The organism is Variovorax sp. 350MFTsu5.1 (assembly GCF_048302515.1).
GTDB lineage: Bacteria > Pseudomonadota > Gammaproteobacteria > Burkholderiales > Burkholderiaceae_C > Variovorax > Variovorax guangxiensis.
Genome location: NZ_CP157620.1, coordinates 4,253,398 through 4,278,767, shown reverse-complemented (window position 1 = coordinate 4,278,767; position 25,370 = coordinate 4,253,398). Strand labels below are relative to the sequence as shown.

The 25,370-nt window shown below is 67.5% G+C and carries 22 protein-coding genes; 16 read left to right on the top strand and 6 right to left on the bottom strand.

The window, feature by feature from the left end:
- Nucleotides 1-25 precede the first annotated feature (25 nt).
- The 7 genes from ABL843_RS19485 to ABL843_RS19455 all read left to right on the top strand — a co-directional run bounded on the left by ABL843_RS19485 (nt 26) and on the right by ABL843_RS19455 (nt 9,830).
- Nucleotides 26-4,738: an RHS repeat-associated core domain-containing protein gene (locus ABL843_RS19485; protein WP_418116942.1), complete on the top strand. Its 4,713-nt coding sequence runs from the start codon at nt 26-28 to the stop codon at nt 4,736-4,738.
- Complete coding sequence (locus ABL843_RS19480) at nt 4,726-4,989, top strand: hypothetical protein (protein WP_184638818.1); 264 nt, start codon at nt 4,726-4,728, stop codon at nt 4,987-4,989. Before ABL843_RS19485 ends, ABL843_RS19480 begins: the two co-directional genes overlap by 13 nt.
- Nucleotides 4,990-5,141: 152 nt before the next feature.
- A complete protein-coding gene (locus tag ABL843_RS19475; RefSeq protein ID WP_418116940.1) occupies nt 5,142-5,510 on the top strand; it encodes a hypothetical protein in 369 nt (122 codons plus the stop codon).
- A 275-nt stretch (nt 5,511-5,785) separates the two neighbouring features.
- Nucleotides 5,786-6,802: a sugar ABC transporter substrate-binding protein gene (locus tag ABL843_RS19470; RefSeq protein WP_418116939.1), complete on the top strand. Its 1,017-nt coding sequence runs from the start codon at nt 5,786-5,788 to the stop codon at nt 6,800-6,802.
- Nucleotides 6,803-6,842: 40 nt separating this feature from the next.
- Entirely contained in the window at nt 6,843-7,808 is a 966-nt protein-coding gene (locus tag ABL843_RS19465) for an ABC transporter permease (protein ID WP_418116938.1), read from the top strand.
- Nucleotides 7,808-8,608, top strand: a complete 801-nt coding sequence (locus tag ABL843_RS19460) for an ATP-binding cassette domain-containing protein (RefSeq protein ID WP_418116937.1) — start codon at nt 7,808-7,810, stop codon at nt 8,606-8,608. Before ABL843_RS19465 ends, ABL843_RS19460 begins: the two co-directional genes overlap by 1 nt.
- The gene (locus ABL843_RS19455; RefSeq protein ID WP_418116935.1) at nt 8,601-9,830 is read left to right on the top strand and encodes an ROK family transcriptional regulator; all 1,230 of its coding nucleotides are present in this window, start codon (nt 8,601-8,603) and stop codon (nt 9,828-9,830) included. The genes ABL843_RS19460 and ABL843_RS19455 overlap by 8 nt, the downstream gene beginning before the upstream one ends.
- Here ABL843_RS19455 and ABL843_RS19450 read toward each other — a convergent pair.
- The 6 genes from ABL843_RS19450 to ABL843_RS19425 all read right to left on the bottom strand — a co-directional run bounded on the left by ABL843_RS19450 (nt 9,827) and on the right by ABL843_RS19425 (nt 15,302).
- Complete coding sequence (locus ABL843_RS19450) at nt 9,827-10,225, bottom strand: DUF6194 family protein (protein WP_418116934.1); 399 nt, start codon at nt 10,223-10,225, stop codon at nt 9,827-9,829. The genes ABL843_RS19455 and ABL843_RS19450 overlap by 4 nt on opposite strands.
- 22 nt (nt 10,226-10,247) lie before the next feature.
- Nucleotides 10,248-11,273 (bottom strand): tripartite tricarboxylate transporter substrate binding protein, encoded by a 1,026-nt coding sequence (locus tag ABL843_RS19445; protein WP_418116933.1) that lies wholly within the window; start codon nt 11,271-11,273, stop codon nt 10,248-10,250.
- Nucleotides 11,274-11,286: 13 nt separating this feature from the next.
- Nucleotides 11,287-12,729: a sensor histidine kinase gene (locus ABL843_RS19440; RefSeq protein ID WP_418116931.1), complete on the bottom strand. Its 1,443-nt coding sequence runs from the start codon at nt 12,727-12,729 to the stop codon at nt 11,287-11,289.
- Nucleotides 12,730-13,395 carry a response regulator gene (locus tag ABL843_RS19435; protein ID WP_418116930.1) on the bottom strand — a complete coding sequence of 222 codons (666 nt, stop codon included), beginning with the start codon at nt 13,393-13,395 and terminating at the stop codon, nt 12,730-12,732.
- A 25-nt stretch (nt 13,396-13,420) separates the two neighbouring features.
- Nucleotides 13,421-14,431, bottom strand: coding sequence for a Bug family tripartite tricarboxylate transporter substrate binding protein (locus ABL843_RS19430; protein WP_418116929.1), 1,011 nt, complete (start codon nt 14,429-14,431; stop codon nt 13,421-13,423).
- Nucleotides 14,432-14,507: 76 nt separating this feature from the next.
- Entirely contained in the window at nt 14,508-15,302 is a 795-nt protein-coding gene (locus tag ABL843_RS19425) for an IclR family transcriptional regulator domain-containing protein (RefSeq protein WP_369661724.1), read from the bottom strand.
- Between the two features lie 199 nt (nt 15,303-15,501).
- On the opposite strand from ABL843_RS19425, the gene ABL843_RS19420 reads away from it, so the two are divergent.
- The 9 genes from ABL843_RS19420 (at nt 15,502) to ABL843_RS19380 (ending at nt 25,315) form a co-directional block, all read left to right on the top strand.
- Complete coding sequence (locus ABL843_RS19420) at nt 15,502-16,425, top strand: shikimate dehydrogenase family protein (RefSeq protein WP_418116928.1); 924 nt, start codon at nt 15,502-15,504, stop codon at nt 16,423-16,425.
- Nucleotides 16,426-16,569: 144 nt separating this feature from the next.
- A complete protein-coding gene (locus tag ABL843_RS19415; protein WP_418116927.1) occupies nt 16,570-17,403 on the top strand; it encodes a shikimate dehydrogenase family protein in 834 nt (277 codons plus the stop codon).
- A 21-nt stretch (nt 17,404-17,424) separates the two neighbouring features.
- Complete coding sequence (pcaB, locus tag ABL843_RS19410) at nt 17,425-18,639, top strand: 3-carboxy-cis,cis-muconate cycloisomerase (RefSeq protein WP_418116926.1); 1,215 nt, start codon at nt 17,425-17,427, stop codon at nt 18,637-18,639.
- Nucleotides 18,636-19,067, top strand: coding sequence for a carboxymuconolactone decarboxylase family protein (locus tag ABL843_RS19405; RefSeq protein ID WP_126021869.1), 432 nt, complete (start codon nt 18,636-18,638; stop codon nt 19,065-19,067). Before pcaB ends, ABL843_RS19405 begins: the two co-directional genes overlap by 4 nt.
- Nucleotides 19,064-20,299, top strand: coding sequence for a Bcr/CflA family efflux MFS transporter (locus ABL843_RS19400; RefSeq protein WP_418116925.1), 1,236 nt, complete (start codon nt 19,064-19,066; stop codon nt 20,297-20,299). The genes ABL843_RS19405 and ABL843_RS19400 overlap by 4 nt, the downstream gene beginning before the upstream one ends.
- Nucleotides 20,296-21,060, top strand: a complete 765-nt coding sequence (locus ABL843_RS19395; RefSeq protein ID WP_369661729.1) for an alpha/beta fold hydrolase — start codon at nt 20,296-20,298, stop codon at nt 21,058-21,060. Before ABL843_RS19400 ends, ABL843_RS19395 begins: the two co-directional genes overlap by 4 nt.
- Nucleotides 21,061-21,194: 134 nt before the next feature.
- Entirely contained in the window at nt 21,195-23,072 is a 1,878-nt protein-coding gene (locus ABL843_RS19390) for a bifunctional sugar phosphate isomerase/epimerase/4-hydroxyphenylpyruvate dioxygenase family protein (protein ID WP_418116924.1), read from the top strand.
- Between the two features lie 80 nt (nt 23,073-23,152).
- Nucleotides 23,153-24,562, top strand: coding sequence for an MFS transporter (locus ABL843_RS19385; protein WP_126021873.1), 1,410 nt, complete (start codon nt 23,153-23,155; stop codon nt 24,560-24,562).
- 63 nt (nt 24,563-24,625) lie between these two features.
- Nucleotides 24,626-25,315 (top strand): DsbA family oxidoreductase, encoded by a 690-nt coding sequence (locus ABL843_RS19380; protein ID WP_126021874.1) that lies wholly within the window; start codon nt 24,626-24,628, stop codon nt 25,313-25,315.
- Nucleotides 25,316-25,370 lie beyond the last annotated feature (55 nt).

Sequence of the window (25,370 nt, the reverse complement as noted above, 5' to 3'; positions counted from 1 at the left end):
TATTCGCTAGAGGCAGGGAGAAAAGATGGCAGGAACAGAAGGCCCGCAACAACAAGGCCAGAAGCCGACCGAGCGCGAACCACAGACGGCGGTGGCGCCACTGAACACGATCGTGAAGGAGGACGTCGCCGCTGCCAGCAAGGCGGTGGACGACTGGCTGCGCTCGTTCAGTGGCGGCTACGTGACGCTGGAGCGGCTGACGATGGTGCTGGGCAGCATCCCGATCGTGGGCAACATCATGGCGCTGGTGGATGTGTTCCTGGACATCATCAACATCGTCGAGAAGAAGGCCAAGGACGGTGTCGATGCGTTCCTGAACTGGGTGAGCCTGGGCATCAACCTGATCGGGCTGATCCCGATACCGCCGAGCATGGCAGCGGCGCGCATGAGCCTGCGCCCGACGCTGCATCTGGTGAAGCAGGAGCTGAAGTCGGCAGCCTCGAATCTGGGGGAAGCCATCGTCACCACGCTGGTGGGTCACCTGAACGCCACCATCATGGGCGAGCTGGACAAGTTCATCGACGGAGCCATCGCCAAGCTCGACGGCATCCTGAAGAGCTGCGCCGATCTTGCGGACAAGATCATCGACAACCTGGTGGACATCCTGCGGCGGGTGCTGGGGCAGAAGGACCTGTTCACGGTGGGCACGCCTGCATCACCCGAAACCAAGGTGCACGACCCGAAGACGCAGAGCACGTGGAGCCGGATGTGGGGTGCGGCGGTGCGCTACTCGAAGCAGTCGGCGAACTACGTGGCGAAAGCGGCTGCGAGCCAACTGCCGGACGGCATCGCGAGCAAGGTCGAAAGCGTGATCGCGCAGATGCTGGACTTCAAGCGGCTGCTGAGAGGGCAGCTGTCGAGGCTGGCGGACAAGGAGGCGCAGGCCAGCATCATGTGGCTGCTGCACAAGCTGCGGGATGCGCTGCTGAAAAAGAAGAGCAGTCGTGCAGCGATGCTCCCACCGCAGGCGGGAGCCAGCGCGGAAAAGGACAAGCCAGGGACGGCTTTGGCGCATATTGGCAAGCAAGCGCCAGCGAGCGGGAAACCGTGTTGCGGTAAAAATCGCCCAGCGCCGGTGCGCAAGGGCGGCTCCATCAGCCTCTCACTGGGTGACGAAAGCTTCACCCACACCGACTTCGTTCTCGCAGCGCCGCTGCCTATCGAATGGGCGCGCACCTACGCCAGCGACCTCGACGCCTTCGACCACGGCAGCCTGGGCGCACGCTGGATCACCCCCTACAGCATGCGCGTGGACATCGCCACGCCCACGCGAGGCGCGCGCCAGGGCCAGCCCAGTCTCATCCACCACGCGGCCGACGGCCGCAGCCACGCCTACCCCGTGCTGGCCGTGGGCCAGAGCTACTTCGATGCGATCGAGGAAGTCCGCGTCTCTCGCCTGAGCGAGAGCCTGCTGGTGCTGGACTTCGGCAAGCCCCTGCCCGAAGGCGAACAGAGCGAATGGCGCGAGATCTACGAGTACGTCGAGAGCAAACAACCCCATTTCCGGCTGGTCGCGCAGCAGGCCAAGGACGGCGTGGCCATCGGCCTGCGCTACGACCACGTCATTGCAGCGACGGGCGAGCGCGTGCTCAGCGACGTCATCAGCAAGCACGGCGAAGCCGTCATCGCGCATGTAGGCACGAAGCCTGATGCGCAGACCGGGCTCATCCAGTCGCTGTGGGAGCTCAAGGACGGCCAGGTCGTGCGCCAGCTGGCCGCCTACACGCACGACGCTGAGCGGGACCTCGTCGCCGCACAGGACGAAGACGGCGCCAGCTGGAGCTACACCTACAGCCACCACCTGGTGACCCGCTACACCGACCGCACCGGCCGGGGCATGAACCTCGAGTACGACGGCACTGGCCCCGACGCCAAGGCCGTGCGCGAGTGGTCCGACGACGGCAGCTTCGCGCTGAAGCTGGAGTGGGACAGGAACATCCGCCTGACCTACGTGACCGATGCCTTGGGCGGAGAGACCTGGCACTACTACGACATCCAGGGCTACACCTACCGCATCATCCATCCGGACGGGCTGCAGGAATGGTTCTTCCGCGACGACGCGAAGAACATCTCGCGCCACGTGCACACCGACGGCACGACCGACGACTACACCTACGACGCCGACGGCAACCTGCAGACGCACACGCGCGCGGACGGCAGCCGGGTGCACTACGAGTACGACAGGCTGCACCGGCTCACCGGCATCCGCGATGCGGAGGGCGGCGTGTGGAAGCGCGACTACGACGCGCAAGGCCATCTCACGGAAGAGATCGATCCGCTGGGCCACAAGACCGAGTACGCCTACGACAAGGCGGGCAGGCCCGTGCGCATCACCGATGCCAAGGGCGGCGTCAAGGCGCTCGTCTACTCGCCATCGGGCCAGTTGCTGAGCTACACCGACTGTTCCGCCAAGACCAGCCGCTGGGAATACGACGAGCGCGGCCGTCTGGTCAAGGCCACCGATGCCGCAGGCAACGCCACCAGCTATCGCTACGCAGCCGGCCAGCTGGAAGAGATCGAACAGCCCGACAGGACGAGCGAACACTTCGCGCACGACGCCGAAGGCCGCCTGCTTCTGCACACCGACGCACTGGGGCGCGCCACGCGCTACAGCTACACGCGCGCCGGCCTGATCTCCGGCCGCACCGATGCCGCTGGCCGCTCGCTCAGGTACCACTGGGACCTGCTGGGTCGCCTGACCGAACTGCACAACGAGAACGGCGGCCGGTACGACTTCCGCTACGACCCCGTAGGCCGACTGCTCGAAGAAACCGGCTTCGACCGCAAGGCCACGCAGTACGTCCACGAAGAGACCACGGGCGTGCTCGCCGAAGTGATCGAGGCGGGCCACCGCACCGAACTCGAATTCGATCCTCTCGGCCGCCTGAGCGAACGCCGCGCTGGCGGGCAGTCCGAACGCTTCGCCTACGACCGCAACGGCCGCCTGCTCGAGGCGACCAACAGCGATGCACGCCTGCAGTGGTTCTACGACCCAGCCGGCAACCTCACCCGCGAGCACCACCACTACCTGCAGCTCAAGCGCACGGCAGTCTGGCAGCACCGCTACGACGAGCTCAACCATCGCATCGCCACCGTGCGGCCCGACGGGCACGTCACCCAGTGGCTGACCTATGGCTCCGGTCACGTGCACGGCCTGATGATCGACGGCCAGGACATCCTGGGCTTCGAGCGCGACGACCTGCACCGGGAGATTGCACGCGAGCAGGGCAACGGACTGAGCCAGCGGCAGAAGTACGACCCGGCGGGCAGGCTGCTCGAACAGCACATTTCCCGCACCAAGCCGGGCGCCATCGAGTCGACTACCGGCATCCAGCGCCGCTATACCTACGACAAGGCTGGCCAGCTGGTGACCATCGGCGACAGCCGCCGAGGCAGCCTGAACTACCGCTACGACCCCGTGGGCCGCCTGCTCGAAGCCAACAGCCGCCTCGGACGCGAGACCTTCGCCTTCGACCCCGCAGGCAACATCGTCGATCCGCCCCCGACCAACGAGCCACTGAGGCACCCGGCCGGCAAGCTGCTGGACAACCTGCTGAAGAACTACGCCGGCACTAGCTATCGCTACGACGAACGCGGCAACATGACCGAGCGCGTACGCAACGGCTGGCGCACCGTCTTCGCCTGGGACGGCTTCAACCGCATGACGGCGGCGACCGACCACAGCGGCATCACCACCACCTTCAGCTACGACGCGCTGGGACGGCGTCTGTCCAAGAGTTCGGGCGACACCACGACCCTGTTCGGCTGGGACGGCGATGTGCTCGCATTCGAGAGCACCCAGAGCAGCTCAGCGATCGAGGAGGGCGGCGAGCACGGCTGGAGCGTGCACTACATCCACGAGCCGAACTCGTTCGTGCCGCTGATGCAGGTGCGCCGGGCGAGCGCGATGGCGCTGAGCGAGACGACGGATGCGAAGGCGCTGATGGAGGCCAACGGCGGCGTTTACGACATCGAGCAGGATCCGCTGTGGAACGGCGAGCAGAGGCAGGTGCCGCGGGCGTTTGACCGGAAAGAGATGGCGTTCTACCAGTGCGACCACCTGGGCACGCCGCAGGAACTGACAGACCATGAGGGGAGCATTGCGTGGTCGGCGCAGTACAAGGCGTGGGGAGAGGCGCGGGAGGCGATCAGCGAGGCTGGGAGAAGGGCGGGGCTCAGGAATCCGATTCGGTTTCAGGGGCAGTATTGGGATGAAGAGACGGGGTTGCATTACAACCGGTATCGGTACTACGACCCTCACAGCGGAAGATACGTTTCGAGTGATCCTGCTGGATTTAATGGAGGGATAAATTTAAATAGATATGCTCCCAATCCTATCGGGTGGATTGATCCTTTGGGCTTGACGAAACTCCCTCTTTTTCGTGGTATGAAAAAGGGCGGTGATGGGCTTCCCGTAGTTGAGCCATCTGCAAGAGGTTTGGGAGCCCGTATTCCGGCAGATATTCCAATTGATGAGGACGGCAATGTTCATCCAAATACCGGCGGAATTTCTGTAGCCCCTCGCATCGCCAGGAATTTGCCTGCGCATCGTCGGCCGCCGGCCTTGGGAGGAACTGGAAAGGACGAAGTTTGGCAACTCGATGAAAGCGATCTTGGGCCTGATTTAAAGTATGTCCAAGACTGCGATTCTCATGGAACAATACAGCCATCCCGAAAAATGTCTGCGCAGGAATATCAAAATGCACTGGCAAAGACGCAAGGTAAATGGAGAAATTGATGGGCTCAAAAACCAGCTTAAGAACAGCAATTGACGAAGAATTTTTAAAAGAAGTTCAGATCAATGAGGATTTGATGGAGTTGCGCGAGTATCTGAAGAGATACAAGGAGCTTGGGGTTTCTGCTGAGGAAATGATGGAGTATCTTGTTAGTCTTCGCGACTCTTGTGTGGCAGAAGCTTTTGAAGATAAATTATTGGAGTTAATGGATATTGTTAGCGGATTTTGTTCGCCGTCCCTCCGGGTTTGGTAGTTGACGGGAATGGCATGTCGAGATTTTTCTGTGCTCTGGTTTCTGATGGATTGGGAGCTATTATCGAAGTCGGATCGGATGAAATAAATTGATGCTCCGATGGCGGTTCCGGCAGGGGAGGTCGTAGTTTGATGGTTTTTCGGTTTGGGCCGTTGAGTAAAGATGAATTAGCGATTTATTTCGACGGAGAAGGCGCTGATTTACTTCTCTCGAAGATTTCCGAATTGCTGGATGGAAAAGGTAACGTCGAGCATGTTGGCTGTCTTCGGTTGCTTCGAGGTGATCCAGAAGAAGCGATGATTGAACTGCGATTGAATGTGCTCGATCGCCTCGAAATGAAAAATAATTCGCTCCTCTTGGATATGAGCTCAGATGCCTTGGAGTATGCGTTTCATCAGTTGACAGGGTACTTCTTCCCTTCCGAATTCTGGAGCTTTTCAAGAGAGGGCCGAAAGTACGATACGCAGGTTTTCTTCGGCAAGCTCACCTTCGTGAAGATGACTTTTTTGACGCCGGCTTGAGAGGGCCAACTCGGAGGCTGCGCAGACCTCCGTCAGGATTGCGTGCACGACAAACGTCCCCCTGCGCAAAACCCCTCGTTCATCTGGCCGCAGTCTGAGCCACAGGCTTTCACGCCTCTACCCCCGCTGTCTTCGGGTTTTCGATAACTAAATCACCTTGATTTAGTCCTTCCACTGTCCGATAGTCCCCTTGCGCCCGGACGCCCGCTTCCCCTCATGCGATCCGGATCCAAAACCGCAGGCGCAAACCAACCGCCCGCCCAAGGAGACAACCCATGCACACCAGCCCCCGCTCCGTCCTCGCCCTGGCGGCACTGTCGCTCGCCGCAGCCGCTGCGTCGACCGCCGCCTTCGCCGCCGACCAGCCCATCATCGGCCTCGTCACCAAGACCGAGACCAACCCCTTCTTCGTGAAGATGAAGGAAGGCGCCCAGGAAGAGGCCAAGAAGCAGGGCGCCAAGCTGCTCTCCGGCGCAGGCAAGGCCGACGGCGACAACGCGGGCCAGATCACCGCCATGGAGAACATGATCGCGGCCGGCGCCAAGACCATCCTCATCACGCCGAGCGATGCCAAAGCCATCGTTCCCGCGATCAAGAAGGCGCGCGACAAAGGCGTGATGGTGATCGCGCTCGACAGCCCGGCCGATCCGCCGGATGCGACCGACGCGCTCTTCGCGACCAACAACTACACCGCCGGCGTGCTGATCGGCGAATACGCCAAGGCCGCGATGGCGGGCAAGCCGGCGAAGATCGTCGCGCTCGACCTGCTGCCGGGCCACCCCGTGGGCGCGCAGCGCCACAACGGCTTCATGAAGGGCTTCGGCCTGCAGGCCAACGACGCGAAGTCGAATGAGCTGTCTAAGGCGCCCGAGATCGTCTGCATGGCCGACAGCTACGGCGACCAGGCCAAGGCGCAGACGGTGATGGAGAACTGCCTGCAGAAGGCGCCCGACGTGAACCTGGTCTACACCATCAACGAGCCCGCCGCCGCCGGTGCGTACAACGCACTCAAGCGCGCCGGCAAGGAGAAGGGCGTGATGATCGTGTCGGTCGACGGCGGCTGCCAGGGCATCAAGGACACGGCCGCCGGCATCATCGCCGCGACCTCGCAGCAGTACCCGCTGAAGATGGCCGCCATGGGCGTTGCCGCGGGCGTCGAGTACGCCAAGACGGGCAAGAAGGCTTCGGGCTACGTCGACACCGGCGTGACGCTGATCGCTGGCAAGAGCGTGGCGGGCGTCGACAGCAAGGACACCAAGACCGGTGCCGAGCTGTGCTGGGGCAAGAAGTAAGCAGCCGAGCTGACGACGAATTCCAGGGAGGCACATCTCGATGGCGAAATCCGCATCAGCCACGCACCACATCCCGTGGGGCGCCCTGGGGCCGTGGCTGGCCCTGCTCGGCGCATGCATCTTCTTCGCGACCCAGTCCGACCGCTTTCTCACGGGCGGCAATCTCTCGCTGATCCTGCAGCAGGTGATGGTGGTCGGCGTGATCGCCATCGGCCAGACGCTGGTGATCCTCACGGCGGGCATCGACCTGTCGTGCGGCATGGTGATGGCGCTGGGCGGCATCATCATGAGCAAGTTCGCCACCGAGCTCGGCCTGCCGGCGCCGGTGGCCATTCTCTGCGGCATCGGGGTGACGACGCTGTTCGGCCTTGCCAACGGCCTGCTGGTCACCCGCATCAAGCTGCCGCCTTTCATCGTGACGCTGGGCACGCTGAACATCGCCTTCGCGATCACGCAGCTGTATTCGTCGTCGCAGACCATCACCGACCTGCCCGGCGGCCTCACGGGTCTGGGCGCCACCTTCACCATCGGCGGCGCCGAGGTGGCTTGGGGTTCGGTGCTGATGGTGGTGCTTTATTTCCTCGCGTGGTTCGTGCTGCGCGAGACGGCGGCGGGGCGCCACGTCTACGCCGTGGGCAACAACGCCGAGGCCACGCGCCTCGTGGGCATCCCGACCCAGCGCGTGCTGCTGGGCGTGTACGTGATGGCGGGCGTGCTCTACGGCATCGCCTCGCTGCTGTCGGTGGCGCGCACCGGCGTGGGCGACCCCAACGCGGGCCAGACCGAGAACCTCGATGCCATCACGGCCGTGGTGCTCGGCGGCACCAGCCTCTTCGGCGGCCGCGGCATCGTGCTGGGTTCGCTGATCGGCGTGCTGATCGTGGGCGTGTTCCGCAACGGGCTCACGCTGATGGGGGTGTCGTCGATCTACCAGGTGCTGGTGACCGGCATCCTGGTGATCCTCGCCGTCGCGGCCGACCAACTCTCGCGCAGGGGGGCTCGTTGATGACCGCCGCAGCAAACCCCCGCAAGATCGTGATGCAGGCCAAGGGCCTGGTGAAGCGCTACGGCCAGGTCACGGCGCTGGCCGGTGTCGACTTCGAGCTGCGCGAAGGAGAGATCCTCGCGGTGATCGGCGACAACGGCGCGGGCAAGTCCTCGCTCATCAAGGCGCTGTCGGGCGCGATCGTGCCCGATGAGGGGCAGATCCTGCTCGACGGCAAGCCGGTGAACTTCCGCAATCCCCTGGAGGCGCGGCGCGCGGGCATCGAGACGGTCTATCAAGACCTGGCCGTGGCACCCGCCATGACCATCTACGAGAACCTGTTCCTCGGCCGCGAGCTGCGCCGGCCCGGCTTCATGGGCAACGTGCTGCGCATGCTCGACAAGAAGAAGATGCTGCAGGAAAGCACAGCGCGCATGGCCGACCTGAAGGTCGGCATCCAGTCGATGACGCAGGCGGTCGAGACGCTTTCCGGCGGCCAGCGCCAGTGCGTGGCCGTGGCGCGCAGCGCGGCCTTCGCGCGGCACGTGGTCATCATGGACGAGCCCACCGCCGCGCTCGGCGTGAAGGAGGGCAACATGGTGCTGGAGCTGATCCGCCGCGTGCGCGACCGCGGCCTGCCCGTGGTGCTCATCAGCCACAACATGCCGCACGTGTTCGAGGTGGCCGACCGCATCCACGTGGCCCGCCTGGGCCGCCGCGCGGCCGTGCTCGACCCGAAGAAGATCAGCATGAGCGACACGGTCGCGGTGATGACCGGCGCGATGACGGCCGACCAGCTGCCCGCGGAGGCGCATGCCTGATGCGCATGCACCCGCCGCTGCGCGCACGCCCGACCTGCTGCGGCCCCGCGGCTCCAACCAGGTCGGCATGCGCCAGTTCAACGAGCGCACGGTGCTGCAGGCGCTGCGCGTTCACGGCAGCCTGCCCAAGGCCGACCTGGCCCGGCTGACCGGGCTGAGCGCGCAGACCATCGGGCTCATCACGGCGCGGCTGGAGGAAGACGGGCTCATCGTCAAGCAAAGCCGCGTGCGCGGACGCATCGGCCAGCCTTCGGTGCCGCTGGCGCTCAACCCCGACGGCGCCTTCGCCATCGGCATCAAGGTCGGCCGGCGCGGTGCCGAGTGGCTGCTGATCGACTTCGCCGCGCAGGTGCGCGAGCGCCACGCCATCGGCTACGACTTTCCCGATGCCGACGCGCTGCTGCCCGCCATCGCGCAGCACATCCACCGCCTGCGCGACGGCCTGGGGCCGCTGGCCGCGCGCAACGTGGGCGTGGGGCTGGCCGCGCCTTTCCTGCTCGGCGGCTGGCACCGCACGCTGGGGCTGTCGAAGGCGCAGTCCGACCTGTGGAACCAGATGGACCTGGCCGCCGAGGTGCGTTCGCGCATCGACCTGCCGGTGAGCTTCGCGCGCGACACCGTGGCCGCCTGCGTGGCCGAGCTGGTGGGAGGGCGGGGGCACGACCTGAAGAGCTTTCTCTATATCTTCGTCGACACCTTCGTGGGCGGCGGGCTGGTCATCAACTCGCACCTGCACACCGGCGCGCATGGCAATGCGGGCGCGCTGGCATCGCTGCCGATGCAGCCGCCGGGCACTCGCGGCGCGCTACCGCCGCAACTGGTCGCGCAGGCGTCGCTGTGGGAGCTCGAGCAGCGCCTGTCGGCCGAAGGTCTCGATCCCATGGCCGCCTACGACGACCGCGCGCTGCAGCCGCCTTTCGCGCAGACCACGACAGCCTGGCTGGCCAGCGCATCGCAGGCGCTGGCGCATGCCATCGTGTGCGGCACCGCCATGCTCGACCTGTCCGACGTGGTGGTGGACGGCTCCATGTCACGCCCGCTGCTTCAGGCGCTGCTCGACCAGACCCGCGACGCGCTCGACCACTGCAACTGGGAAGGCCTCTGGCAGCCGCAGCTGCACGGCGGCAAGGCCGGTGCGCAGGCCTGCGCGCTCGGCGGCGCGATGCTGCCGCTGCACGCGAACTTCGCGCCGGACCACGACGTGTTCCTGAAGGCGGCCTAGCCCGTACGGCGTGATCGTGCGAGGCTCAGTGCCTCGGCGATCAGCGGCTTGACCGTCTCGAAGGTCTTCGCGCTCGGGTTGATCACGCTGACCCAGTACATCTTCGCGTACAGCGGATGCGGCATCAGCGTGTCGAGCGCGCTGTAGTCGGGCGAGGCCGGCTGCTCGCCGAAGAGCGCGCGGAACGTTTCCTTGCCCACGCCGAGGTTCAGCCGGAACACGCCGGCGCGGTCCAGCTTCGAGGCGTTGTCGAACTCGTTGTCCTTCGTCACGATGGTCGCGAAAGGGAACTTGTCGTCGCCGTCGTGGAAGAAGAAGGTGTTGTCGTCGGCGACCTGGAAATGGCCGCCGGCCAGCATGTCGATGATGTGTTGGGTGATCGCGTCTTCGGTCATGGGCGCGATCTTGCCCGCATTCTCATCGGGAAGTCGGCCAGCGCCGCAGCCCCAGTTCGTCCGCCAGCTGCCGGTAGGCCTTGATCTGCGCCTGCACATAGTCGTCGAGCGCGGGGCCGGTGAGGGCGAAAGGGTAGAGCCCGTGCTGCTCGCGCAGCGCCGCGTAGCCTGGCGCCGCGCTCGCCTCGCGGAACGCGCTGGTCCAGGCGCGCACGGCGGCATCGGGCACGTCCGCGCTCAGGTAGAGGCCGCGCACCGTGGGCCAGACCAGGTCCACGCCTTGCTCGCGCGCGGTCGGCACGCCGGTGAGGGCGCCGCCCAGCCGGTTCTCCGACAGCACCGCGAGCAACCGCACGGCCGCTCCGCCCGCGATGGCCTGGAGCGCCTCGGCCGCATCGCCCGGAAACGCGTCCACATGCCGCCCCTGCAATGCGCTCAGTGCGTCGCCGCCGCCCTCGAAGGAGACGAAGCGCATCGCCTTGTGGTCTCGTCCCGCGGCGCGCACCAGCAGCGCGGCCTTCACCCAGTCCTGGCTGCCTACCGTGCCGCCCGCGCCGAAGGCGATGCGCGACGGGTCCTGCCGCAGTGCGGCGACAAGGTCCTGCAGGCGCCTGAAAGGCGAATCGCGGTGAACGGCGATCACGCCGTAGTCGGTGCCCAGCGTGGCGATCCAGCGCACGGCCGAGGGCGAATGCGGTCCGAAGCGGCCCTGCGCGAGGTTGAGCAGCGAGCCGCTGGAGAACGCCACCAGCGTGCCCGGCCCCCCGAGCTTGCCGGTGGCGATGCGGTCGAAGGCCACGGCGCCGATGCCGCCCGGCAGGTAGCGCTGCGCGAGCGGTGGGCGCGCGGGGCGCACGGCCTGCAGCGCGTCGCGCGCCAGTGCGCAGGTCAGCGCGAAGCCGCCGCCCGCCTTAGCGGGGATCACGCAGTCGGCCGCTTCTTCGGAAGGATCGCCCGCGGCCATCGCGCGCATGCCGAATGGCGGCGCGAGCAGCGCACACAGCGCGCGCAATGCATGGCGTCGGTTGGAGGTAGCGGAGGAAGGCATGGCGGCGGGCCCGTCAGTCGGAGGCCGGGGCCGATGAAGCGCGCGGCCACCAGATGATCGCATGCAGCCCCGGGCCGGTTTCGCGTGCCTCGAGCCGCAGTTCGCCCCGGTGCCGCTGCGCAATGGAGCGCGCGATGGCCAGCCCGAGCCCGAAGCCGCCCTTGCCGGCGCGTGCGCCACGCCGGAAGCGCTGGCCCAGCGCGGCGCGTTCCTCCTCGTCGATGCCCGGGCCGTTGTCTTCCACGTTGAGGCTCCAGCCCGCGGCGTCGCCGGCAGCAAAAAGCGTGATCGTGCCTTCGGCTGGCGTGTAGGCGATGGCGTTGCTCACCAGGTTGCCCAGTGCCTCGCGCATCAGCCCGCGATCGGCCACGGCGGGGAATTCGGGCGCGGGTGAATGGACGCCCAGGTCGATGCCCAGATCTATGCGTTTTGCGCGCGCCAGCGGCAGCAGGTCGACGGCCACTTCGCGCAGCAGCCCCGCCAGATCGAATTCGGCGGGCTCCACCGACACCGTGTCGCTGCGGCCCAGCGCCAGCAGCTGCTGCGCGCTGCGCGTGGCGCGGCCGATCTCGGTGCCGAGCGCATCGAGCGCCACCTGCACCTGCGCCGGGTCTTCCTCGCGCTGCGCGTAGTCGGCCTGCATCTGCAGCGTGGTCAGGTGCGTGCGCAGCTGGTGCGAGGCGTCGTCGAGGAACTGGCGCTGCTGCGAAACCAGCTCCTGCGTGCGAGACATCTGCTGGTTGACGGCAGCCACCAGCGGCCGCACCTCGGCGGGCAGGTCGGTCTCGGCAATGCGCGTGAGGTCGTCGCTCGTGCGCGCGCCCACCTCGCGCGCCAGTCGCGAAAGCGGGCGCAGCGCCGCCGCGAGCGCGATGGCGGTGCCGCACAGCAGCATCGCCAGCACCAGCCCGTCGCGCAGCGCCGCGCTGCGCACGAAGCGCGCGCTGAATTCCTGGCGCGAGCGCGTGCTCTCGCCGACCTGGATCAGCACGCTGCGCCCGGTGCTGCCGGCCGGCGCACGGTCGAGGTCGCGGCGGTAGGCCGCGAGCCGCACCGCCTCGCCGAAGTAGGTGGCGTCGTAGAAGGCCGGCACGCCCATCTTCAGCTCGGCGGGCGGGGCGGGCAGGTCGGCGCTGCCCAGTTCGACCAGCCCGTCGGAGGTCGAGACGCGGAAGAACACCTGTCCGCTCGCCGTAAGCTCGAAGAACTCGAACATCGTGTAAGGCAGCTCGACGGAGAGCCCGCCCGACGCGGTCGAGATGTTGGCGTCGATGGACTTCAGCGCGCCGAGCAGCGAGCGGTCGTAGGCCGCGTTGGCGGCGGCCAGCGCGTCGTGCCGCGTCATCCACAGCTCCAGCGCGGTCACCACGAGCAGGGCGGGAAAGAGCAGCAGCGCGAGCCGCTGCCAGAGGCTCGCGCGGCGCAGGCGGTTGACGATGCCCTGCGTCACGTTCACTTAGTCTGCTTCCAGCACGTACCCAAGCCCACGCAGCGTGACGATGCGCACGCCGCTGCCGTCCAGCCGCTTGCGCAGCCGGTAGACGAAGACCTCCACCGCCTCGGGGTGCACTTCCTCGTCGTCGGAGAACACGCGCTCCAGGATCTGCTGCTTCGACAGCGGCTCGCCGCTGCGCTGCACCAGCACCCGCAGCACCGCCAGTTCGCGTGGAGAGAGCGCCAGCGCCTCGCCATTGAGCGTGAAGTGCCGCCGCGCGCCGTCGTACACCAGCGGGCCGCAGGTCTGGCGCGGATGCTCCACGCCGCGCGCGCGGCGCACCAGCGCATGCAGCCGCGCCTCGAGCTCGGCCAGCGCAAAGGGCTTGGCGAGGAAGTCGTCGGCGCCCGCGTTGAGCGAGGCCACCCGCTCGTTCACCGAATCGCGCGCCGTGAGGATCAGCGCCGGCAGCCGCTGGTCGCGCTCGCGCAGCCGCTGCAGCACCGTGTGCCCGTCGAGCCCTGGCAGGCCCAGGTCGAGCACCAGCGCGTCATGGTCGCGCTGCTGCAGCGCCCGGTCGGCCAGGCGCCCGTCGTCCACCCATTCGACCTGGATGCCCGCGTGCTCCAGCGCCTTGCATAGCCAGGTGCCCAGGGTGTGTTCGTCTTCGGCCAGGAGAATGCGCATGGCCCGATGCTAGAGCCGACGGGGCTCAATCCGGCTTGATGTTTGCCCTTGCGATGACCTTCTGCCAGCGTGCCTGCTCCGACGCGATGAACTGCGCGAACTGCTCGGGCGTGCCGCCGATGGCTTCCGCCGCGTCGTTGGTCAGCCGCTGCATCGAGTCGGGCGACTTCACCGCCTTCATCGTCTCGGCCGAAAGCTTGGCGAGCTGCGCCGGCGTGATGCTGGCCGGCGCGAGCATGCCGTACCACTGCGTCATCTCGAAGCCGGGGAAGCCCTGCTCGGCCACGGTCGGCACGTCGGGCAGCTGCGGCAGGCGCTTGGCCGAGCCGGTCGCGATGCAGCGCACCTTGCCTGCCTTGATGAACTGCAGCACCGCCGCAGCGCCGATGGCCGATGCGTCGAGCCGGCCGGAGAGCAGGTCGGTCACCATCGGGCCGGTGCCGCGGTAGGGCACGTGCAGCATGAACACGTCGGCCGTCATCTTCAGGTACTCGAAGGCCAGGTGGCCCGCGCTGCCGTTGCCCGCCGAGCCGTAGCTGAGCTTGCCCGGCTTCGATTTGGCGTAGGCGATGAATTCCTTCAGGTTCTTCGCCGGCACGTCGGGGTGCACCACGTACAGGCTGGGCACCTTGGCCAGCAGGCTCACGGGCTTGAAGTCCTTGTTCGCGTCGTAGGGCAGCTTGGCGAAGATGTACGGGTTGACCGCCAGCGTGCCGATGTGGCCCAGGATGATCGTGTGCTGGTCGGTGGCGCGCGCCACCTCGCCCATCGCGATGTTGCCGGCCGCGCCCGGCTTGTTGTCGACGAAGACGCTCTGGCCGATGGTGCGCGAGAGCTCGGCGGCGGTCGAACGCGCGACGATCTCCGAGCTGCCGCCGGGCGCGAAGGGCACGACGAAGCGGATCGACTTGCTCGGCCAGGTGTCTTCGGCGAAAGCCATCGAGGGCAGCAGGCCGCCGAGGGCTGCCGCGCCGCCGGCCTGGAGCAGGCCGCGGCGGTTCAGGCGGGCGTCGTCGGGGGAAAAGAGGTCGGACATGGGTTGTCTCCAGCGCTTTTTGGATTGAAAGCGCACATCGTGCCCGGGGGATGCTGTCGGAATGCTGTCAGTCGGGTCAGATCAGGTTGCGCATCGCCTGCGCCGTCTCCCGAAGCACCGGCAGCACCCGCGCCACCGCATCCTCCGAGCTCTCGTGCCCCATCGGCATCGTGATGTTCAGCGCTCCCACCAGCGTGCCGTGCCGGTCGCGCAGCGGCACGGCGATGCCGCGCGAGTTCAGGTCGAGCTGCTGTTCGGACAGCGCCCAGCCCTGGGCGCGGATGCGCGCAAGTTCGAGCTTCATGCGCTCCATGCTCGCGATGGTGTGCGAGGTGAAGACGGTGAGCTTGCGGGTGGCGAGCCACTCGTCGAGCTCGGCGTCGCTGCGCAGCGCCAGCATCAGCATGCCGGAGGCGGTGACCTGCGCCGGCACGCGCGCGCCGAGCACGTAGCCGGTGCTCATGCTGCGGTTGGGGCCGTTGCGGGCGATGTAGACCACCTCGTCGCCGTCCATCACGCTGAGGTAGGCGATCTCGTTGGTGCCGGCGGCCACACGCTGCAGGAAGGGCTGCACCACGCGCGGCAGGCGGGCCGACTCCAGGTACGACTGGCCCAGGCGCAGCACGCGCGGCGTGAGCCAGAACAGCTTGCCGTCGCTGGCGACGTAGCCCATGTGCTGCAGGGTCAGCAGGTAGCGCCGCGCGGCGGTGCGGGTCATGTTCGTGCGCTGGCCGGCCTGGCTGGCGGTGAGGCGCGGGTTGGCGTCGTCGAAGGCCTCGATGATGCTCACGCCGCGCTCCAGGCCGGCGATCCAGTCGCGCTTGTCCAGGCCGGGAGGCGGTGCCGGGTCGTGATTGCTGTCCTTGCTCATGGGCGGAAGTGTGATCTGTGCGGAAAGGTTCGAGTTTGCAATTGGTGCAGGTGAAAACCCTCGAAGTGATCGATCATTGAATTTAAAAGATCGATAGTCGCACGTTTTGATGCCCCAAAGGCTGCAGGGGTTGCCTGGAGGGACTATAAAGCTCGCCATCCGCCCTCCAAAAGAGCGATTGACGAACGGAAGCACGCACATGAGCCATTCCATCAGCGGCAGCACCCAGGCCTACCTGATCCCCGGTGACCCGGTTCGCAACGTGCGGCTGCCGCGCATGTTCAATGCCGCCTTCGAGCGCTACGGCATCGACGCGGTGCTGCTGCCCATGCAGGTGCCGGTGCGCGACTTCGCGGTGTTCTTCAAGTCGGCCTTCCTCGCGCGCAACGTGCGCGGCATGGTGATCGCGCCGCCCCACAAGCCGCTGGTGGTCGATCTGCTCGAAGGCTGCGGCCTCTTCGGCCGCGTGGCGGGCTCGGTCAACGTGGTGCGCCGCACCGAGGGCGACCAGCTCGAGGGCGATCTCTTCGACGGCGAGGGCCTGATAGGCGCGCTCGACCACTACAACATTCCCTTCCGCGGCAAGCGGGTGCTGATCCTGGGCGCGGGCGTGAGCGCCGCGGCCATCGGCGTGGCGCTGGCCGAGGGCGGCACGGTCAACGGCGCGGCGCACATCGCCATGTACGACAAGGCAGCCGGCAAGGCGGCCGGCGTGGCGGCCAAGCTCGACGCCTTCTTCGACGCGAACGTGGTCGCCGCCGACAGCAACGCACCCGAGGGCTTCGACCTCGTCATCAACGCCACGCAGCTGGGGCTGAGCGACGACGACGCGGCGCCGGTCGATGTGGCGCGCATGGACAGCCACGCCGCGCTCTTCGACATCCTGCTGCGCAACCAGCCCACGCCGCTGGTGCGCGCGGCCCGTGCGCGCGGGCTCAATGCGCAGGCCGGCTTCGAGATGCTGATTCAGCAGATGCCGCACTACTTCCGCTACTTCGGCCACATGGACGCGGCGGATGCGATGGCTGCCGACGCCGGCTTCCTGCGCGAAATCATCTATCCGCCCGCGATGCACGCCGAGATCGCGCAGCCCTTGCGCTATCGCTCCCCGAGCGTGGCGTAAATGGCTCACCCCCAGGCTTCGCGCACTTCGTGTCGCTTCGCCAACCCCCTTGCAGGGGCAACGCCTGCGGCCCGGCAAAGCCGGTTCCGCGGCATTCCTTGAAAAAGCCTTCATCGACCCTTGATTGCACAGATTGATTCACCAATGATTTCCGGCAAATCCACCCTCATCGCCCACATCGGCTTTCCCACGGAGGCCTTCAAGGCCCCGATGATCTACAACCCCTGGTTCGATAAGCAGGGCATCGACGCGGTGGTCGTGCCCATGGGCGTGAAGCCCGAGGACTACGCGGTGTCGCTGCCGCAGATCTTCAAGTTCAGCAACATCCGCGGCGCGCTCGTGACCATGCCGCACAAGGTGACGACGATGTCGCTGGTCGACGAGGTGACGCCCACCGCGCGCGTGGCCGGCGCCTGCAACGCCATCCTCAAGCGCCCCGACGGCACGCTGCTGGGCGACCAGTTCGACGGCGCCGGCTTCGTGCGCGGCGTGGAGCGCAAGGGGCGGCTCTTCAAGGGCACGCGGGTGCTGGTGTCGGGCGCGGGCGGCGTGGGCTCGGCCATCGCGGCGTCGATTGCCGCCGCGGGCGCCGCCGAGCTGATGCTGTTCGACATGAGCGAGGCCTCGGCCAACGCGCTGGCCGCCCGGCTGCGCGAGCACTATCCGCAGATGAAGGTGGCCACTGGCTCGAAGGACCCGGCCGGCTACGACGTGGTGGTCAACGCCACGCCGCTGGGCATGAAGGAGGGCGATCCGCTGCCCTTCGATGTCGACCGCATCGACCCTTCGACCTTCGTCGGCGAGGTGGTCATGAAGACCGAATACACGCCGCTGCTGCAGGCCGCCAAGGCCAAGGGCTGCCAGGTGCAGGTAGGCACCGACATGCTGTTCGAGATGATTCCGGCGTACCTGGAATTCTTCGGCTTCGGCACCGCCTCGCCCGAGGAACTGCGCGCCGTGGCGCAACTGAAATATTGAAAAAGAAAGAAGGCTCGCCCGATGAGCATTTTCGAAGGCTTCCTCTCCACATCCGAAACGCTCGGCGCCTTCAGCGACCGCGCCTTCGTCGACGCCATGCTGCGCTTCGAGGCCGCGCTGGCGCGCGCGCAGGCGGCCGAGGGGCTGATCCCCGAGAGCGCCGCGAACTCGATCGTCAGCAGCTGCAAGGTCGAGCTGTTCGACGTCGCCAAGATCGTGCGCGAGAGCGGCCGTGCCGGCAGCGTCGCGATCCCGCTGGTGAAGGCGCTGCGCGAGGCGGTAGGCCTTTTCAACGCCGAGGCCGCGCAATTCGTGCATTTCGGCAGCACCAGCCAGGACGTGATCGACAGCGCGATGGCGCTGGTCACGCGCGAGGCGGTGGCGCTCGTCGAGGCCGACCTCGCCAAGGCCGCCGACGCGCTGCTGCGCCTGGCGGTGACGCATGCCGAGACGCCTATGCTCGCGCGCACGCTGATGCAGCCGGCATCGGTCACCAGTTTCGGCTTCAAGTGCGCCGGCTGGGCCGCGCCGCTGGTGCGCAGCCGCATCCGCCTGCGCGAGGCCGCGAAACATGCGCTGCAGTTGCAGCTCGGCGGCGCCATCGGCACGCTGGCGCAGATGAAGGGGCAGGGCGCTGCCGTGCGCAAGCGCATGGCCAAGGAACTCGGCCTGGGCGATCCCGGCGCGACCTGGCACACGCAGCGCGACGAATGGGTGGCACTCGGCTGCGAGCTGGGCCTCATGACCGGCAGCCTGGGCAAGATCGCGGTCGACATCTCGCTGCTCGGTCAGTACGAGGTGGGCGAAGTCACCGAGCCCAGCGAGCCGGGGCGCGGCGGCTCGTCGGCCATGCCGCACAAGCGCAACCCGGTGGCCTCGATGGTCGCCATCGCCGCCGCGCACCGCGCGCCGCAGCGCGTGGCCGCGTTGCTCGGCGCCATGCCGCAGCAGCACGAACGCGCCCTCGGCGCCTGGCAGGCGGAGCTGGGCGAATGGCCGCAGCTGCTGATGTCGGCGCACGGCAGCGTGCGCGCGATGGCCGGCGCCTTGCCCGGCCTGCAGGTCGACGCCGCGCGCATGCGCGCCAACATCGACCGGCTGCGCGCCGAACTCCCGCGCGACGCGGCGGACGAATGGTTCGCCCCCGCGCTCGCCCACGAAGCCGGACACACCGCGCTCGCCGAAGTGAAGGCGCTGCAGGCCCGGCTCGACGCACACAAGGAACTCTCCCAATGACCACTCCCGAAAACCCGCCCGTGGAACCCGGCGCCTATGAAGCCGGCCTCGTCAACCGCCGCCGCGTGCTCGGCGATGCCTGGGTCGACAAGTCGCTGGCCAACCGCAACGGCTTCAACGCCGAGTTCCAGGAGCTCATCACGCGCCATGCCTGGAACGACATCTGGGGCCGTCCCGCGCTGGGCGACAAGACGCGCCGCTTCATGGTGCTGTCGATGATGCTGGGCATCCACGCGTACGAAGAATTCGCGATGCACGTGCGCGCCGCGCTCGACGGGCCGCCCGAGTCGCGCCTCACGCCGGACGAGATCAAGGAAGTGATCATGATGGCCGCCATCTACTGCGGCGTGCCCGTGGCCAATCACGCCTTCGGCATTGCGACGGGCATCCTGCGCGAGAAGGGCCTGCTGCCGCCGCTGGCGCAGTGACCGCGCCGCCTGCTCCAGGTAGGGGACGAACGAAGGGCCGCTTCGACGTCACCTTTGCGCTGCTGCTGCCGCTGCTGCTCGCAGCGCAGCCCGTAGCCACCGACAGCTATCTTCCCGCGCTCCCCGCCATCGCGAAGGAGCTCGGCTCGGCCAGCACCAGCCTCACGCTGTTCGTGCTGGCCTTCGGCTTTGCGCAGCTGCTGTGCGGTCCGCTGGCCGACCGCTTCGGGCGGCGGCCGGTGCTGCTGGCGGGGCTGGGCTGCTACGCGCTCGCGGCGCTGGGCGGCGCCTTCGCGGGCAGCGTGGCGCTGCTCGCGGGCTGGCGCACGCTGCAGGGCTTCTCGATGGCGGCGATCCTCGTGTGTTCGCGCGCCGCCGTACGCGACCTGTACCCGGCGCACGAAGGCCCGCACGTGATGGCGCGCGGCCTCACCGGCCTGGGCATCGTCGGGCTGATGGCGCCGCTGCTGGGCGCGTGGCTGGTGCAGGGCGCGGGCTGGCGCTGGGTGATGGCGGCGATGGCGCTCTACGCCGCGGCGCTGTTCGCGCTGTGCTGGCGCTCGTTCGGCGAGACGCGCCGGCCCCTGGGCGAGGGCGAGTCGTCCGCGCCGCGCGGCAGCACGCGCGCCGTGTTCGCGAGCCGCTCGTTCCGTGCCTGGGCCTCGGTGGCGGCCACGACCTACGGCGGGCTGTTCTGCTTCCTGCTGCTGTCGCCCATGGTCTACATCGGCTACCTGGGCTGGTCGCCTGCCTGGTACGGGTGGATCCCGGCCGGTGGTTCGCTGGTCTACATCTTCAGCACCACCATGTGCCGCAGCCTGCTGCGGCGCTACGGGCCGGTGCGCACTGTGCGGCTGGGCGCATCGCTGAGCCTCGGCGGCGCCGTCATCCAGGCGCTGGGCTGCTGGCTGATGCCGCTGAGCGCGGTGCCGCTGCTGTTCGGCCACGCCGTCTACTGCCTGGGCCACGGCATCCACCAGCCCTGCGGGCAGGCGGGCGCGGTGGGCGACCTGCCGCACCTGGCGGGCCGCGCCGTGTCGTGGTCCGGCTTCGGCATGATGATGGTCGCGTTCTGCGCGGGACAACTGGCCGCGCGCTTCGTCGATGCCGATTATTCCAACGGCGCCTGGCCGATGGTCGTGCCCATGCTGCTGGCCGGCAGCGTGCTGGTGGCGATCGCGTTCTTCTGGCTGCCGCGTCTGCAACACCCGAAAAAGGAAACCACACCATGACCCGTTTGAATGTCGTTCGCGAGGGCGATGGCCCCATCGTCGTGCTCAGCCATGCGCTCGGCTGCGACCTGAGCATGTGGGACGGCGTGGCCGCGCAACTCTCGCGCGCCCACACGGTGCTGCGCTACGACCACCGCAACCATGGCGCCTCGGAGGTGCTGCCCGGCGAGCTGCGCATCGAGACGCTGGCGCAGGACGCGGCCGAGCTCATCCACCGGGAGGCCGGCGGCGAGCCGGTGCACTTCGTCGGCCTGTCGATGGGCGGCATGACGGCTCAGGCGCTGGCGGTGCGCCACCCCGAGCTGCTGAAGACGATCGTGATCGCCAATTCGGCCGCGCATTACCCCGACCAGACGCCCTGGCGCACGCGCGTCGAGACGGTGGCCGCCAGGGGCGTGGCTGCCATCGCCCCCGGTGCGGTGTCGCGCTGGATCACGCCGGCCTGGGCCGCCACGCCGGAAGGCGCGGAAGCCGCGAAGAAGCTGCACGACGTGCTGGTGCGCACCGACGCGCAGGGCTACATCGAAAGCTGCAATGCGGTCGCCGCCATCGACTTCCGCGAGAGCAACCACCGCGTCGCCGTGCCCACGCTCGTCATCGGCGGGCTGCAGGACGAGGCCACGCCGATGGCGATGTCACAGGCCATGGCCACGGCCATTCCGCATGCCCGTCTGGAGACCATCGACGCCGCGCACCTGAGCGCCGTAGAGCGGCCGGAGGAATTTGCGCGGCTGCTGATCGATTTCTGGCGCAGCCTTTGAGCGGCCGGAGCCGGGCGGGCGGCCTAGGTGTATCCCGTATTTCGTGCGAATAACGGTTGAGTGTGATCGATGATCGATCAAAACGGCTCTGAATAGATTGTGACGACGCCCGGGTGTTCCTAAAGTCCACCCCCATGCATCGCTCCATCGCCACCGTCTCGCTCAGCGGCACGCTCCGCCAGAAGCTCGAAGCCGTCGCCGCCGCCGGCTTCGACGGCATCGAGCTGTTCGAGGCCGACTTCATCAACTTCAAGGGCACGGCCGCCGAACTGGGCCGCATCGCCGGCGACCTGGGCCTGAGCATCGACCTGTACCAGCCGTTTCGCGACTTCGAAGGCATGCCCGAGGCGCAGTTCCGCCGCAGTCTGGAGCGCGCCGAGCGCAAGTTCGATCTGATGCAGGCCATGGGCGCACCGACGATGCTGTGCTGCTCCAACACCTCGCCGCTGTCCGTCAACGACCCTTCGCTGGCGGCCGCCCAGCTGCACGAACTGGCCGAGCGCGCCGCGCGCCGCAACCTGCGCGTGGGCTTCGAGGCGCTGGCCTGGGGCCGCCACACCTGGCTGTACGGCCAGGCCTGGGAGATCGTGAAGCAGGCGAACCACCCGCACCTGGGGCTGATCCTGGACAGCTTCCACACGCTCTCGCTGAAGGACGACCCGGCCGGCATCGCCGCCATTCCGGGCGACAAGATCTTCTTCCTGCAGATGGCCGACGCGCCGCTGCTGTCGATGGACGTGCTGCAGTGGGCGCGCCACCACCGTTCGTTCCCGGGGCAAGGCGACTTCGACGTGGTCGGCTTCTTCGAGCAGGTGCTGCGCGCCGGCTACACCGGGCCGCTGTCGCTGGAGATCTTCAACGACATCTTTCGCGAGACGCCGAACCGCCGCACCGCGGTGGACGCGATGCGCTCGCTGCTGTATCTGGAGAGCGAAACGCGCCAGCGCCTCGCCAAGCCGGCAGTGGCGCAGCAGGTGACGCTGTTCGACCCGCCGCCGGTGCCGGCGCTCTCGGGCCTTTCGTTCATCGAGTTCGCCGCCGACGAGGCTTCGGCCGCGACGCTGGCCACGCTGGTGAAGCAACTGGGCTTCCGCCGCATCGGCAGGCACCGCTCCAAGGCGGTGACGCTGTACCGCCAGGGCGAGATCAACCTGATCGTCAATGCCCAGCCCGATTCCTTCGCGCGAGAGCGCTTCGAGGCGCACGGCACTTCGGTGTGCGCGCTGGGCGTGCGCTGCGGCGATCCGCTGGCTGCGGTGGGCCGCGCCACCGCCATGCGCTCGCAGCGGCACGACAGTCCGGTCGGGCCCAACGAACTGCGTGTGCCGGCCATCGTGGCGCCGGGCGGCAACCTGATCCATTTCGTGCCCGAGGCGCTGGGCGCCAACGGTCTGTACGAGGCCGACTTCATTCTCGAAGACCAGGGCGCCGGCACCAACGACGCCGGCCTGCAGCGCATCGACCACGTGGCGCTGGGCCTGGCGCTCGACCAGCTCGACACCTGGGTGCTGTTCACGCGCGCCGTGCTCGGCCTGGAGCCCGGCGAGAGCCTGGAGCTGGCCGACCCGTTCGGCCTGATCCGCAGCCGCGGCGTCGCCAATGCCGAGCGCAGCCTGCGGCTGGTGCTCAACGTGTCGCTGAGCCAGCGCACCCGCACCGCGCGCACGCTGAGCGTGACCGGCGGTGGCGCGGTGCACCACATCGCGCTGAGCTGCTCCGACATTTTCGAGACCGCCGCGAAGCTGCGCGCCAACGGCACGCGCTTCGTTCCGATTTCCGACAACTACTACGACGACCTGGCCACGCGCATCGACGTCGAGCCCGCGCTGCTTTCGCGCATGCGCGAGGCGGGCGTGCTCTTCGACCGCTCGCCCGCCGGCGACTACCTGCACATCTATACCGAGAGCTTCGAGGGCGGACTGTTCTTCGAGGTCGCGCAGCGCGTGGGCGACTACGACGCCTACGGCGCCCTCAATGCGCCGGCGCGCATGGCATCGCAGGCACAGGACTGACAGGCCCGCCGGCGCATCGACAGATCGATTGACCGACAGAGAGCTGATTTCTTTTTTCACGTCACCACTGGAGACAACACATGGCAAGCAACACAGCCCGTGAGCCGCAAGGCAGGCACCAGTCGAGAAAGGCCGCGGCAAGCGGCTGGATCGGCTCGGCGCTGGAGTACTACGACTTCTTCATCTACGCCACCGCGGCGGCGCTGATCTTTCCGCAGATCTTCTTCCCCAAGGGCGACCCGACGACGGCCATCGTCGCCTCGCTCGCGACCTACGGCGTGGGCTACGTGGCACGCCCCATCGGCGCCTTCGTGCTCGGCCACTGGGGCGACACGCACGGGCGCAAGCAGGTGCTGGTGCTTTGCATGTTCCTGATGGGCTTCTCGACCGTGGCCGTCGGCCTGCTGCCGACCTACGACCAGGTCGGCCTGCTGGCTCCGGTGCTGCTGGTGCTGCTGCGCCTGGTGCAGGGCTTCGCGGTGGCGGGCGAGATCTCGGGCGCGAGCTCGATGATTCTTGAACATGCTCCTTTCGGGCGACGCGGCTTCTTCGCGAGCTTCACGCTGCAGGGCGTGCAGGCCGGCCAGATCCTGGCGGCCGCCGTGTTCCTGCCGCTGGCGCACTACATGCCGGAGGACGCGTTCAACTCCTGGGGCTGGCGCATTCCGTTCCTGCTGAGCTTCCTGGTGATCGTGGCGGGCTACATCATCCGCCGCGAGGTGGACGAGACCCCGGCCTTCGCCGAAGTCGACAAGAAGGGTGAAACTGCCAAGGCGCCGATCATCCAGGCCTTCACCGACAGCTGGGCCGACATGCTGCGCGTGGTGTGCATGGCGCTGATGAACGTCATTCCGGTGGTGGCCACCGTGTTCGGCGCGGCCTACGCCGTGCAGGCCGCCTACGGCATCGGCTTCCAGAAGGACGTGTACCTGTGGATCCCGGTGCTCGGCAACATCCTGGCCGTGATCGTCATCCCGTTCGTGGGCAACCTGTCGGACCGCATCGGCCGCCGCCCGCCGATCATCGTCGGCGCGCTGGTCTCGGGCCTGCTGTCGTTCGTGTACCTGTACGCCATCAGCATCCGCAACGTGCCGCTGGCCATCTGCATGTCGCTGCTGATGTGGGGCGTGATCTACCAGGGCTACAACGCGACCTTCCCGAGCTTCTATCCGGAGCTGTTCCGCACCCGCAACCGCGTCTCGGCCATGGCCATCTCGCAGAACATCGGCACCACCTTCACCGCGCTGCTGCCGGCGCTGTTCGCCGCCGTCGCGCCTCCGGGCTCGACCAACGTGTGGTTCACCGTGGGTGCCATCACCTTCGCGGTGACGGTGCTCGCCGCCCTGGCCGCCTTCAGCGCCCGCGAAACCTACCGCATCCACATGCGCGACCTGGGCGACCCGAACGCCGTGCCGGTCGACAAGCAGGAATACGACCGCATGCGCGAGCAGACGCTGCAGGACGCGCGCCTGGCAAAGGCCGCGGCCTGAGGAGCGCTGGCAGGCGAAGACCTTTCGCCTGCCAAGGGTTGTGGCGCCGGGAAGAATGGCGCCATGACCTCCACATCCTCCCCCTCCCGCCTCAAGATCGACTTCGTCTCCGACGTGTCCTGTCCCTGGTGCGCCATCGGCCTGAGTTCGCTCGAGGCGGCGCTCGGGAAGGTGGCGCCGGAGATCACCGCGGAACTGCATTTCCAGCCCTTCGAGCTGAACCCGCAGATGCCGCCTGAAGGCCAGGACACCTTCGAGCACCTCAACCAGAAGTACGGCTCCACGCGCGAGCAGCAGGCGCAGTCGCGCGAGATGATCCGCCAGCGCGGCGCGGCTGTTGGTTTCGAGTTCAGCCCCGAAGGCCGTCCGCGCGTCTACAACACCTTCGATGCACACCGGCTGCTTCACTGGGCCGAGCTGGAAAGCCCGGCCAAGCAGGCGGCGCTCAAGAAGCTGCTGCTGAAGGCCTACTTCACCGACAGCCAGAACCCTTCCGACCACGAGGTGCTGGTGCGCGCCGCCACCGAAGCGGGGCTCGACGCGGCCCGTGCCCGTCAGATACTGGACAGCGACGAGTTCGCGCAGGAAACCCGCGAACGCGAGCGCATGTACACCGACGCCGGCATCCACTCGGTGCCCGCGATCATCATCAACGACCGGCATCTCATTTCGGGCGGCCAGCCCGTCGAAGTGTTCGAGCGGGCCCTGCGCCAGATCGCGGGTGCTGCACCTTCGGGCCTTGCCACAGCCTGACTTAGCTGGCGCTTAGGCGCCATCTTTGCCCGGCGTTACGACGGTAAAGACCGTC